Consider the following 14553-nt stretch of genomic DNA (forward strand, 5'->3'; position numbering starts at 1 on the left):
AATAATAAAACGTTTAATGTAAATTACTCAAAATTACCATGCTTGACATCCCACCATACTTGCTTGTGCCAGTCGTCTGAACCGCCTAGGCGGTCAATAGCCTCTTGGTTGTTAGCTTTGTTATACTCTGCTTCCAGGAGTGGATAGTGCAGACGGTCAGGGGTGGAAAGGTCTTTGTCAGGATAGGTAAAACCAGTCTGTTTCGGCAATTTAGCACGGTCAACCAGTACAGGATAGTCAGAACGGCGCAGGTTTGCCCATGCCTCAGAGGGATTCATCAGATGCAGGATGTATGCCTGAGTATTGATGGCTTGGCAAGCATTATTGTTCAGAGCATTGCTGTTGGCTATGCTGGTAATATAGGCGTTGATTTCTGCATCACTAATTCTCTGAGCGGCAGGCAGGTAATGAAGGTTCAGCATGCGCATGGCATCTTTGATACCATTCTCGAAGTGGTCTTTCATATCTCCAGGAACATTCCAACCCAGACTCTTGGCCTCTGCCAGCAGGAAGTGAACCTCTGCAGAAGAAATCAGGAAACCGGGACGGTCGGGTCTCTCAAACTCGATAGACAGCCATGGGAACACCAGACGAACATTGTCGTTAATGCCTTCCTGTCCGAAAGGATCGTTAGGATAGTCTGCGGCAATCTGTGCCAGGGTGGGGATATCAGATACCGAAGGAATCGAGAGACTAAGACTTGTGAGCCAGGGGGCGTACCACGATTCACCGACACGGGCAGCATGTTCCTCTTGACCCTTACTGTTCAGCCATGTCAGGAACTCGTCAGTAAGGTCTATACTCCACTCGTCGGGCTTGGTGTTCTTACGCTTCAAGTTGTCATAATGACGGCAGATGCGATAGAGACGAGGGTCGTTCATATTCTTCATCAGCTCGAAGAAGGTAGCGCAAATCATAGCTGGAGAGCTGTAGTCCTGTCCGTAGTGAGTCTCACTCAAAGCATTGGCACGGAAGTCCAGTTCCTTTGCTCCGTCATACAGCGTAAAGGGCACATCAATGTGGTTGACATAGGCATCGAGGTCTGGAGTGTCGATGTAACCACCGTCAGCATTGACAGCTTTCTCAAACTCCTCCTTGGCCTTCTGGGAACCATTTTGGGCACATATGCCAGAGATACGCATGGCAAAACGCATACGCAGGCTGTTGGCATACTTCTTCCATGCTGCGATATTGCCATTGTAGTTCGTCACGTCTCCGCTGATGCGGTCGGTGCCAGTACCCAACTGGTCAACACAAGCTGCCAACTCCTCAAAGAACCAGTTATAGATGTCCTCTTGCTTGTCATACTTTGGTGTTGCATTACCAGTAATAAAGCCGAGGCCTGCTTCTGAACAAGGCACGTCTCCATAAGCATCGGTGAGGATAGAAATCATATATACTCTCTGAATACGGAGTGCAGCATTAAGGTTTGGCTGGTCTTCCGTATGATGGATGGCATCCACGAGGTTCTTGATACCTACATTATAGTAACGGTCGAACAGCGAAGCCATGGTGTCGTCGAAGTTGTTGCAACCAGCAAAGTTTGTCACGTTCCAACCACCGGCAAAATGCTGGGTGTAACCCGTAATGTAGTTACGGTAGGTGTCCATCACTTGGAAGTCACCGTAGGTCTGTAGCAGGGCTGTGGTCAGCTGCGCGTTGGGATTGATGCTTCCCGACTTGGTCTCATCGGTGTTTACATCCTCCATGTAGCTGTCGCTGCAAGCGGTAAAGGTCAGTGCTGCGACGGTCAGCAATAAATATATCTTTTTCATAATGTGTAAATGCGATTAGAATTTGATGTTAACATTGAAACCATAGCTGCGGCGTGAAGGCAGCGAACCATACTCAAGACCCATACCAGAAGTGTTGTAACCAGAGTCAGGATCAATGTTAGGAATGTTCTTCCAGATGATGAACGGGTTGCGGGCCACGAAGCTCAGGCTCAGGCTCTTCACAATCTTCAGATTGCTAAGCATCTTCTCAGGGAAGGTGTAGCCGAAGGTAATCTCACGACACTTCACGTAAGAGTTGTCGTAAATGAACATGCTGGGAGCATAACTGGCAGCATGACTCCAATAGTCTTCCGGATTAATGACAATGTCGTTAGGACGGTAGGTGCCATCGCCATTGTCAATCACACCTGGGGCAATGAAACCTTCCATCTTGCCGGCGGCACGCCACTGATCCTGTGTCATACCTGCTGCATTGCGCATTTCCTCAGAACGATACCATTCCTCACGTCCTTCCAGCGTCTCCATAGCCTTACCGGTTTCGAAGGCTGAACGCATAGACATGGAGAAGAGGTCAGCACCAACCTTCACGTCGAAACCTGCGGAGAGCTTGAAGTTCTTATAGGTAAAGGTAGAATAGAAACCACCTGTCCAGTCCCAAGAGGCATTTCCAAGAACATGGAGCTTGTCGTCCACCTCGGGAAGTCCTGTTTCTGCATTGATGATAACCTGACCGTCAGCAGTACGCTTGAAGTCTGATCCCTTGATGGCACCATAGTTCTCACCGACCTCGGCACCTACAGTGACATTACACCATCTGGCCTTTTCGATTTCCAAATAGTCCATACCTTCAACGAGTTTATTCACCTTGTTGATGTTCTTTGAGAAGTTCAGACCTGCATCCCAGGCAAAACCCTTGTAGTCGAGCACACGGCCATTCAGGGCAATCTCGATACCCTTATTCTCAATCTCACCAGCGTTAACCAAGCGATAGTCGTATCCGACGGCTGAAGTAGAAGGCAGCGTTACAATCTGGTCTTTTGACAACTGGTTGTAGTAGGTCAGATCTAAGCCGAGGCGGCCCTGGAAGAACTTCATCTCCAAACCTAACTCGAAGGAGTTGGTACGGGTGGGCTTCAAATCAGGATTCGGCTGTACGCTATTGTTGATCATACCAATAGTGTAACCTGGATAGCTGAACTTCGTGGTTGTGTAGGTCTGTGCCAGCAGGAAAGGATCGGTATCGCTACCTACCTGAGCGAATGATGCACGAATCTTACCATAGTTGATGATGTTCTTGTTCTTCAGGAACTCAGAGAACACTACGCTGGCAGATACAGAGGGATACACATAGACATTGTTCTTGATAGGCAGGGTTGACGATTTGTCACCACGCAGGGTACCTTCCAGATAGTAGGTATGCAGGTAGCCTACGTTGGCACTGCCGTAGATAGAATTGATCTGCTTCTTATAGCTGTTTTCCTGAACACTCTGCTCGGTATAGTTCAAGATAGCCACGACGTCGTCCATCAGCTGTTCAGAACCAGTAAGAATGGATGACTTGTTATCTACCTTGAAGATGTTTCCACCCAGAGTAGCATTGAAGTCGAAGTCACCCCATTGGTTGTTATACAGCGCCAGGATTTCAGCGTTCAGCGTGCGGTTGTTGAAATTTGTCTTTTGCAACTGACCTGCGGCGTTACTGGGGTCTGTCATAGCAATATAGTTCTGGAAATCCATATAGGTAATATCCGTACCTATGGTTCCCTGCAACTTCAAGTGGTCTGAGATGTTCCAGATTGCTTTGGCGGTCAAACGGAAGACGTCCTTTGCCGAATTGTTATCATTCTTGTAGAGGTCCCAGTAGGGGTTCTTGTTGTACATGTCGTTACCGTTCCAGTTGGCGTATGTACCGTCTTCGTTCTCGTAGTGCTTCAGCCACTCCTGGTTGTAGGTACCTGTCAGCGTCATCAGGTTCTTACCGATATTACTCTGAGAGTCGCTCTGTGCGGGACGGTTCTTCACATCCTCACGGGTGTAGTTGGCGGTGAAGTCGAGATCAACAGGACCTGCCGACGTGTTGACTCGCAGGTTGAAGTTATCACGGCTCATGTGTGAGTTAGGCAGAATATCTTTGTTGCGCATGTCAGTCACGGAGAAACGGATACCTGTCTTACCGGAGTTTACCGACAGAATGGCTGTGTTTTGGGCCGTGAGACCTGTGCGGAAGAAGTTCGAAGTGTTGTCGGGATACATCAGGAACGGGCGCTCTTCGCCATCAAAATAGCGCACCAGACGGTCGTCGGCCTTGGTACCCCAGCTGCTGTTGGTACCAGAAGAGGCTGATACTAACTGCTGGCCCTTCCAACCCTGGCCGTAGACTTGCTGGATGTTGTCCCACTGAGCGTTCTGTACATCGAAGGTCAGTGAACCATTATACTCTACGCCAATCTTGTCTTTCTCGGCCTTCTTGGTAGTGATAAGAATCACACCATGGGAAGCACGGCTACCATAAAGGGCAGAAGCGGCAGGACCTTTCAGCACGGTCATGTTCTCGATATCATCGGGATTGATGGCAGAGATACCGTCACCGAGATCGTAACCACCATATGTTCCAGCACTACCGAAATTGGTGTTGTCCAAGGGTACACCGTCAATCACATAGAGAGGCTGGTTATCACCTGTTAGTTCCGTATTACCACGCAGCAGCACACGGGTAGAACCAGCATTGCCGCCAGCGGTGTTCTGAACCACCAGACCAGCCACCTTACCAGCTAGTGAGTTCATCACATTGGTTTCCTTCGCCTTTGTCAGGTCGGCACCCTTAATCTCAGCCACACCATAACCCAGGGCTTTGCGGTCACGTTTGATGCCGAGGGCTGTTACTACAACTTCACTCAGTTCGGTCTTGTCCTCAGACATCATGATTTTCATACCGGCCTGTGCTTTTACCGTCTGTGTGGTATAGCCAACATAGCTTACCTCAAGCGTAGCACCAGGCTTACACTTCAGTTTAAAACGTCCATTAAGGTCCGTCACAACACCGTTAGATGTACCAGACACTTTCACGGTGGCTCCAATCAGTGGGCCGTCGGCGTCTTCTACCGTACCGACGATTTCTTGGTCATCGGGAGCGGCAACCGTTTCCATACGGCTTCCTTCTGCAGCATGGGCCATTAATGGCATCCATGTCATGCCTGCACAAAGCAGACAAAGAAGCATTTTGTTTTTCTTCATGTTAGTTTTGTTTTTTTTAAGTTATATGTTTTGGTTTACTTTTTAATAGGATAGATGTATAGCAACCCTATCATCACACCTGCTATAATGGCAGGGAAGATGGAGAACAGACACCAGATCATCTGCTTCACCGACTCCATATCGGTGATGGTAATCACGGTGTCGCCTGTGACGGGATCTGTGCCAGAAACAAAGCCGGAGAATCCCAGCAACATGGCTACTAAGGAACCGCTGATGGCTGTTCCAAACTTCTGGGCCATCGTGCCGCTGCTGAAGATAAGGCCCGTTGAGGAGGTGCCGTTCTTCTCAGTAGCATAGTCGGCCACATCGGCATACATAGACCAGAGCAGGGGCGAGTAGAGGCCTATGCCTACGCTGGTGAGGATAACGATGGCGATGAGCAGCCAGATGGCCGACGGATCGCGTGGCATAAAGAAATAAAGCACAGAGAAGGCGGCACAGATGGCTGCGGCTATCATGAATGCCTTGTGCTTGGAGCCTACCCATTTAGTGAACTTTGGCGACAGGCCGCCAAAGACCATACAGGTGGCCTCACCAAACATCATAAATACGGTGTAGTTGATGATGAGTCCGCCCATCGTTATCTCCTTACCCAGGATGTAGTCGAACATATAGGCAGCTACGGCATAACGGAAACCATTAAAGAAATTGGTGCAGATGCCGATAAGGGTCAGGAATATCCAGGGCTTGTTCTTAAAGAGGTCAGCGAAGGGTTTGAACGAGAACTTCTCTGCACGGACAGGCTTCAAGCGCTCCTTTGTCATCAGTCCGCAGGCCAGCGTACCAATGGCGGCAAAAACACCGAAGAAGATGCCCAGCACGGCATATTGGTGCTGCTCTGTACCTCCCACCATTTTCTGTAGGTAGGGGAAAGAGAACAGGGTGATGAATCCCATGGCGTAGGCTCCCACCATACGGAACGATGAGAACTGGTTCTTCTCGTTGTCATCTTTGGTCATCACACCCAGCAGCGAGCCGTAGGGCACATTGACTGCCGTATAAATGGCCATCATCAGCAGATAGAAGGTGTAGGCCCAGATGCGCTTGCCCACAGGACCGAAGTCGGGGGTGTAGAGCAACAGGGCGAAGATGAGGCCGAAGGGTATGGCTCCGAAGATCAGCCAGGGGCGGTAGGTGCCCCAACGCGACTGTGTGCGGTCGGCCAGCGAACCCATTAGGGGGTCAGTGACAACGTCGAACATTCTGGCTATCAGCATCAAAGCTGCTGTGTCGGCTACTGTGAGTCCGAAGATACTGGTAAAGAATACGGGGAAGGCGATGGACATCACTTTCCAGGTAATACCACCTGCTGCAGCATCACCCAGCGCATAACCAATTTTTTCTTTTAATGTTGCCATTTGCTTTTACCTTTTTATATGATTTTACATAGTAACTTCAACGACGTGGTGGCCAGAAGTGGCTTTGATAATATTACCACTCCAAGCCTGTCCATCAACGGTGATGGATGTCACGCCGCATTGTTTACCTTGTGGGTTACGAACAATAATATCGAAAGTAGCGTCGCGAAGCACACGACGAACCTTATATTCTTTCATCGTTGAGGGAATGCAAGGATCAATCTCCAATCCTTCATAAGTAGGTTTGATACCCAGGATATACTGGGTAATGGTGAGCCAGTTCCAGGCGGCCGTACCTGTTAGCCATGAGTTCTTGCCCTCGCCAGGTTTGGCGGCGTCTTTTCCTGCCACCATCTGACAATAGACATAGGGCTCCACCTTGTGCAACTGCTGGTCTTTGATCCATGCAGGACAAATCTTGGTGTAGTGCTCCCAGGCATCATTGCCACGACGGGCTACTGTCTCGCCGATAATCACCCAGGGGTTGTTGTGACAGAAGATGCCGGCATTCTCCTTATAGCCAGCAGGATAGCTGCTGATCTCGCCCATCTCCACATAGTAACGGGTGAAGGCAGGATGGTTGAGCACCATGCCGTGCTCGCAGTCAAGGTACTTTTTACAAGAGTCGAGGGCTTTCTCCACCATGCCGTCCTCGAGTCCGATGCCGGCCATGGTGCAGAAGCCCTGGCTCTCGATGAAGATCTTACCTTCTTCGTTGTCCTTACTACCAATCTTATTACCATAGAAATCATAAGCACGCAAATACCAGTCACCGTCCCAGCCATGTTTCTTCACAGCTTCGACCATGGCGTCGATGCACTTCTGGGCCCGCTCTGCCTCACTGTGGTTTGCGGTTTTGAGGCAAAGCGCCACATACTCCTTGCCAGTGAATACAAACAGACCGGCAATCATCAATGATTCGGCTTTAGAACCCTTGCTGTTGTTCTCGGTGGTTTGGAAACTCTCGTTAGGATTCCACGAGAAGCAGTTCAGGTTCAGGCAGTCGTTCCAGTCAGCACGACCGATGAGGGGCAACATGTGGGGACCAAGATTCTCCACCACGTGGTTGAACGAGATGCGCAGGTGCTGAAAGAGCGTTGCCTCAGAGCCTGGCTCATTGTTGAAAGGCACCATTTCGTCGAGAATAGAGAAGTCGCCCGTTTCTTTGATATATGCCACCGTACCAAATATGAGCCAGCAGGGGTCGTCGTTGAAACCACCGCCAATGTCGTTGTTGCCACGCTTGGTGAGAGGCTGGTACTGATGATAACAGCCTCCGTCGGGGAACTGTGTCGATGCGATGTCGATGATACGCTGACGGGCACGGCTGGGAATCTGATGTACGAAACCCACAAGGTCCTGGTTGCTGTCGCGGAACCCCATGCCACGGCCCACACCACTCTCGAAGAACGAAGCTGAGCGTGAGAAGCAGAAGGTTATCATACACTGATACTGGTTCCAGATGTTCACCATACGGTCCAGACGCTCGTCGCCACTCTCAACGGTAAACTTCGAAAGCAGTTCGTTCCACATCTGGCGCAGTTCCTCAAAGGCTGCATCAACGGCTTCTACGGTAGAGAAGCGGGCAATGGTGGCGTGAGCCTTGCACTTGTTGACCAGCGTCACATCCGAGTCTTGTGAACTGATGAGCTCACCTTTGCGTTTACGCTCGATATCTTCAGCCGAGAACTTCTCGTTTTGTTCATTCTCCACATAGCCCAGCAGGAAGATAAAGTGCTTCGACTGGCCTGGCTGTAACTCCACCTCTATATATTGTGAGGCGATGGGGCTCCAGCCGTGAGCCAGCGAGTTAGATGGCTTGCCTGCCATGACGCACTGTGGGTTAGAGAAGTCATTATAAAGTCCGATGAACGACTCTCGGTCGGTGTCGTAACCATTCACCAGAGTGTTGGTCAGCGCATAGTAGGCATAGTGGTTGCGACGCTCTTTATATTCTGTCTTGTGATAGATGGTGGCACCACCGTTCTCTATCTCCACCTCACCTGTCGACCAGTTGCGCTGGAAGTTCTCCATATCAGTAGCGGCATTCCAAAGGCACCACTCTGTGAAAGAGAAAAGCTTCAGGTGCTTCACCTCGTTGCTGGTGTTGCTGAGTGTCAGCTTCTGTACCTCGGCCCAGGTCTTCAGGGGTACGAAAAAGAGCACAGAGGCCTCGACACCATTCTTACTGCCTGTGATGCGGGTGTAGTTCATGCCGTGGCGACACTCATAGCTGTCGAGCGGGGTCTTACAAGGCTTCCAACCTGGCGACCAGATGTCCTTGCCGTCGTTGATATAGAAATAACGGCCTCCTGCATCCATGGGCACACCATTATAGCGGTAGCGGGTGATGCGGCGGAACTTGGCATCCTTATAGAAGTCATAGCCACCAGCGGTATTCGAAATCAGACCAAAGAAGTCCTCGTTGCCCAGATAGTTAATCCATGGGAATGGTGTGGCCGGATCGTTAATCACATACTCTCGATTCTTATCGTCGAAATATCCAAATGTCTTCATGTTTTTTCGTTATGTCGTTATTACGTATTTTGTGTTATTTTCCCGTCAGCAGGTCAACGAGAGGCTTGTCCTTGAAATCATTCTTCTGCTGATCCCAGAAACCGAAGTCGGCATCATAGCACCAAGTGGTCCATGCAATGTTGAACTCATTAAAGACGCTCAGCATGTCCTTGGTCCACTTATAGGCCAGCTCACGGTCCACAGGCTCATAGACACCCCACTCGCCGCAGAACAGTTGCAGATCGTACTTCTTGGCCACCTTGATAGCATCCTTGAAATCCTCACGGATTTTGTTCACGTCCCACACCTGAGTGAGATAAGGCTCCAACAGCGGCTTCAGCGTGTCGGGCGCTGCCTCGTAGTCTTCTTTTGACACCAGCACACCAGGATAGTTCACCTGGCCAGTATAACGGCCGATGGGCGTCCACCAGGCACCATAGTGAGTCAGAATCATGGGGTTATAATAGTGGAAAGAGAGTACGATATTCTTATCGCCTTCGGGTACCTTCAGATATTTCATGGTCTCGTAGCCCTGCCACAGGTTAGAGCCGATGACCAGCGTACGCTGAGGCTCACGTTCACGCAGGGCCTTGTGCACCTTGACTATCAGCTGGTTCCACTGCTCATGGTCCTCGGCTACGGGCTCGTTCATAAACTCGTAGGCTACAGAGTCGTTGCTATAGCCCTTCAGCGCATCCGACAACTCGTACCACATGTTGATGAGCTGCTGCTGTGACTCCTCCGAGGTGAACAACGTGTTGGCGTTGCCGGCACCCTCGTTCACAGCATTGAAGTAATGAGAACGGATGATATGCAGGTCAACGATAGCACGCAGGTGATGCTTGGCACACTGGTCGAGGGCGAAAGTCAGCAGGTTCCATGCCTCAGGCAGTTTGTTGCCTTCCTCATCCCAGAACTGCACCTCGTCAATGGGGATACGTACAAAGTCGAAGCCCAGCGAATCCAAACGGGCAAAGTCGTCCTCCTGGATATGCATCTGACGGGCCTCGCCTCGTTCTTCACTCTGCGACAGCCAATGGCTGAGGTTCGTACCGCGATGGATGCTGAAGTCATTCACTTCTTGGTTCTGCTCACTCTTTGTCGTGCAGGCAGTCAGAACCAGCATCATCAACACAGCAAGACTGTAAACAATTCTTTTCATCTTTCGTTATTACGTTTTGTCGTCGTCTCGATATCTCGTTATTTCGCTTTTCCTTCCATGATGCCATTCAGCACCCAGTCGGCCTTCACCTTCATACTGGCTCTGCGGTCGAAGATGCCAAAATGCTCAGGACCGCTGCCAAAGCTGTTGTTGTCCCATACAAAGGTAGAGAAGCCACGCTTCTTAGCCTCGCTGACCAGGAAGCGGCAGTAGTAAGTCATGTTCTCATGAATAAGGTCGGTCTGTCCTGCCTTCTGACGGTCGGTAACACCCCATTCACCCATCACGATGCCCAGACCCTGATTGGCCCAGGTGCTCACCACCTTGTCAAAGAAGTCGCTCATGGTCTTCTCGTCGCTCGATGAAGCCTCGCCCTTGCTCTTGTATGGCTCGCCCCAGAAGTTATACTTGCACTCGCCGGCATAATCCCAAGGAGTGTAGTAGTGGAACTCCACACTCATATAGTCGTTGCCATTACCTTCCATGTCGGTAGGCACGATGAAATCGCCGTTATTGATACCAAAGTCGGGATTACAAACATAAGTCTGCACGATGAGATGACGCTTCTCGTTGTTGCCGCCAGTAGCACGCACCATATCGATAAACGTCTGGTTGTATGAGTTCTGCACAGCCAGGTTCTCGGCAGTAGGTTTGCCCCAGTTGTCCTTGATATGCACCTCGTTGGTGCCAGCAAAAGCCACGCGATAGTCATACTGTGCAAACTCGCTGGCAATGTTCATCCACAGCAGCGCCAGCTTCTGGTTGTTCTCCTCCTTATACATATTGGTAGGACGACCTTCGAGCCACTTGTCGTGGTGGGTGTTGATAATCACCTTCAAGTCGTTGGCCAGACACCAGTCCACCACCTCTTTAATACGTGCGATCCATGCCTTGTCGATGCTCATGGCCTGTGGGTTGGTGATATGACATTGCCAGCGGATGGGAATACGTATCGCGTTGAAGCCGGCATCCTTCACGGCCTTAATCATCTTTTTCGTCACGACGGGATTGCCCCAAGCCGTCTCGGCTTTGATGCTGCCGTCAGGGTTGCCGATGGCCATCGACTCGCCGTCCTGTCCTGGTGCTGAGCACTCAAACTGGTTGCCCAGGTTCCAGCCCACTACACCAGCATTCCACTCTTTAGCGGTGGGATGACTCGGGTCGTTGATCTTCTCAGGCTCGTTGACACTTTCAGTAGCGTCACTACCGCAAGCCAGCATACAGCAGGTTGCCATAGCTGAGAACAGAAATGTTGAAAGAAATCGTTTCATTGTCATATAATTTTAAGTTTTCGGTTGCAAAAGTAAAGTAATATGAGTCTACGGGGGTTATATACCATACAAAAAAGGTTTCAAAACTAAAAAGTGATAGTTTTAAAACCTTTTCTGATAGTTTTTATACCCTCTGACTATACGTATTTCGAGGGCGAAACACCAAAATACTTCTTGAAGACCGTGCTGAAATACTTGGGATTGTCGAATCCTGTCAGCGCTGCGGCATCGGTAACGTTACTGCCCGAACGCAGCATAGAGGCAGCACGCTCCAAGCGGATAATTCGCATAAAGTCCTGAGGCGACTTACCCGTATAAGACTTCAGTTTTACATAGAACAAGGTGCGGCTCATGGCCATCTCACGACACAGATGATCGATAGTGAACTCTGAGTCGCTCATATGCTCTAATATCAGTTCCGTGGCTTTGTCAACAAACTCTTTGCCGCCATCCTTTTCTGGTGCCGACTGATGGGGGATGCTGACAGCCGCTGCTGGCTCTACGGTCTGCAGATGGTCGATGGTCAGTCGCATGTACTTCTCGTGAAGTTGGTACATGAGCCAGGCGCCATAGAAGGTCAGGATGACCAGGGCGATATAGATACACCACATCCACCAGGTGTTCCACCAAGGCTGACCAATGATGATGATGAGCGTTTTCGTATCAATGACGGTGCCATTGGTACGGCTAATGCATTGTAATGTGAGTTGATGCTCACCAGGTTCCATGTTGACAAAACGGATATACTGCTGGTCAGAAGGCTGACTCCATTCTCCGTCGCCCACCTGATAGCGGTAAGCAATATCGAAGTGATTACGCATATTGACGCTTTCGAACAGGATGTCGAAGGTACGCTGGTCGTACGACAGTTCCAGTTTGCCGTTTTCCATTTGTCTGCTCACCTCTTCGGTCTGCAGCGACTCTTGGTCAGTAGAGCAGACGACACCCATGATGACCAGCTGGGCCTTATAGTTGATAGACTGCACCTGCTCTGGATGAATGACGAGAGCACCAGTGGTGGTACCAAAGATGATATTGCCGTTGGGCAGGTTCTCGGCAGCACCACGTGAGTATTCGCGGTTCAGACCATAGCAGTAGTTCGCATTCACAACGGTCTTGGGAGCATCGGGCGACACGAACGAGAGGCCTTCCTCCGTTGCAATCCAGATGCGTCCGTCGTTACCTTTCACCAGACTTCTGACATAGTTTGAGGGCAGTCCGTTGGCTGTGGTCAGCTGATGGCTCTCGTGCTTGGCCTGATGATAGACATAGACGCCACCGCCGTCTGTGCCTATCCAGAGCTCCAGACCCGACGCCAGCAAGTGGGTGACGAAGGGGTTGATATCGGTAACGCCCGAAGGGGCATAATTCAGGTCTTTGATAATCTCGCTGCCAGGTGTCAGCAGCTTCAGGCCAAACGCCGTTCCTACAGCAATCTGTCCGGAAGCCAACTGGGTGATGGCCTGCACGTCGTGTATATCATAATAATAGGTGTGACCATCGGTGGTTTTTTCCAATAGGTTGCCATTCAGACTGCCCACCCAGAGGTTGCCGTCCTTGTCATACAGGGCGGCATAGACGTGATCATCGGTCAGGGGACTGTTGGCAGTGGTATAGATATGACGTATCTGGGCGTTCCTGTCTATCTCGTAGATGCCTTTGCCATAGGTCGATACCAGCAGTCCGCCGTCAGGTTGCTGGGTGGCGTTCAGCACTACCGTGCCCTGACAGCAATGCTGCCATAGTCCTGTCTCGGTGTTCAGGATGCTGATACCATTGTCGGTACCCATCAGTAGCAGATGGTCTGACAATGGTGTCACCGTATTCACATGGTCGTTTCTCAGGCTCTGTATGTCGTTTCTCACATGATGGTAGATGGCTGCGGTGCTACCTATGGGCCGGGCGATGTCTATGCCGCCAGAGTAGGAGCCAATGACAATGTTCTTCCAAGTATCGACCAAGATGCTGTAGATGCCGTTGCCATGCAGCACGCCTACCTCCGATTCGTTGGCATCGAACAGCAACGAACAACTTCCTCTACCGTCACGCCGCATCTGATATACACCTTCGCCGTCGATGCCTATCAACATGGTCTCGTCATCATATGGACAGATGCTGCGGATGGGGTTCTGGGGTTTGGTGTCGTCAGTCAAACCAACGAACACATCGGATGTAATGGTGTTGTTGTCGCTTAGGGTCACAATATGCAAACCGTTTTCATAACCGCCCAGCCACAGCTTGTCCGACAGTTCGTCGTAGTAGCCGAACTCGATATTATAGGGCAGCAACAGTCGGCTTTGCTGGTCGAACACCCCTTCTCGAGTGCAGAACAGCAGCTTGTCTTTTATCGAAATGATATGGTTCACATACGGCCCCTTGACCATTTGCGTCAGCGTGGTGTCTTGCATCAGGTAAACGCCGTTGTGCATGGCCAGATACAGCTTGTTGCCATCGACATAGATATCGTTGAGTCCCACCTCATGTCCCATTTTATCAGACAGGTTAGTGACGAGGTCGAACTTATCCTGTAGGGCACGAAACAGATAGATAGTACCACTATTGTCGTAGGCAAAAATCCTTGTCGAGTCTGTTGTCAGATGAATGACGCGTCCCCCAAGATGTCTGTATGAAGTGCCTTCGTCCAGCAGGTAGTTGCGCACCGTCGAGCCGTTATAGCGCCCCACGCCCGTCATTGACGCCCACCAGATAGCGCCGCTCTTGGTTTGACAGATGGAAAAGATGCGTTGACTGCTCAGCCCTTCAGCCTTGCCGATATGCGAGAAGGTGAAGTCTTTCACCTCCAGCGCAAAGCCACAAGTCGACGCCAGTATCATAGAGATTAGTAAAAGTCGTTTCATCTTCCTTTTTAGGTTTTGTGTGGCAAAGTTACAAATTATTTTGGAATTATCGTACACAATTACTTAATTATTATTATCTTTGCCGAGTGATTTCAAATGAATATCCAGGAAATAGATGACTTGACAGGCCGCAGGATTACCAGCCTTGCAAACATGCCGAAGGGACAGATTGTCATTGTTCGTGCAAGTGATGGGAAAGAGAGGAAGATACAAGTTATTAAATAAGGTGCTTTAACACGATTTGCTCCCTAACTAGAAAAAAATAATTCCCTAACTGGGAAAAAATAATTCCCTAACTGGGAAAAAATAATTCCCTAACTGGGAAAAAATAATTCCCTAACTTGTAGTTCGCTGATTTTGGTTGTCAGTTTTCTGTCTTTCGACTAGATCAAGTTG

7 protein-coding genes are annotated in these 14553 nt (G+C 50.0%); all 7 read right to left on the bottom strand.

From position 1 onward, the window contains the following. Window positions 1-23: 23 nt before the first annotated feature. A complete protein-coding gene (locus Q0R57_RS10315) occupies window positions 24-1775 on the bottom strand; it encodes a SusD/RagB family nutrient-binding outer membrane lipoprotein (RefSeq protein WP_294747049.1) in 1752 nt (583 codons plus the stop codon). A 15-nt stretch (window positions 1776-1790) separates the two neighbouring features. Further along, on the bottom strand, window positions 1791-4910 hold the full coding sequence (locus Q0R57_RS10320) for a SusC/RagA family TonB-linked outer membrane protein (protein WP_294747072.1): 3120 nt from the start codon (window positions 4908-4910) through the stop codon (window positions 1791-1793). 95 nt (window positions 4911-5005) lie between these two features. After that, a complete protein-coding gene (locus tag Q0R57_RS10325; RefSeq protein ID WP_294747052.1) occupies window positions 5006-6349 on the bottom strand; it encodes a glycoside-pentoside-hexuronide (GPH):cation symporter in 1344 nt (447 codons plus the stop codon). A 24-nt stretch (window positions 6350-6373) separates the two neighbouring features. Next, a complete protein-coding gene (locus Q0R57_RS10330; RefSeq protein ID WP_294747055.1) occupies window positions 6374-8866 on the bottom strand; it encodes a glycosyl transferase in 2493 nt (830 codons plus the stop codon). A gap of 34 nt (window positions 8867-8900) precedes the next feature. Then, window positions 8901-10028, bottom strand: coding sequence for a cellulase family glycosylhydrolase (locus tag Q0R57_RS10335; protein WP_294747058.1), 1128 nt, complete (start codon window positions 10026-10028; stop codon window positions 8901-8903). A 38-nt stretch (window positions 10029-10066) separates the two neighbouring features. Continuing rightward, the gene (locus Q0R57_RS10340; protein ID WP_294747061.1) at window positions 10067-11299 is read right to left on the bottom strand and encodes a glycoside hydrolase family 5 protein; all 1233 of its coding nucleotides are present in this window, start codon (window positions 11297-11299) and stop codon (window positions 10067-10069) included. A gap of 137 nt (window positions 11300-11436) precedes the next feature. Next, window positions 11437-14157, bottom strand: a complete 2721-nt coding sequence (locus Q0R57_RS10345) for a helix-turn-helix domain-containing protein (protein ID WP_294747064.1) — start codon at window positions 14155-14157, stop codon at window positions 11437-11439. Between the last annotated feature and the right edge of the window lie 396 nt (window positions 14158-14553).

The organism is uncultured Prevotella sp. (assembly GCF_946407605.1).
Classification (GTDB): Bacteria; Bacteroidota; Bacteroidia; order Bacteroidales; family Bacteroidaceae; genus Prevotella.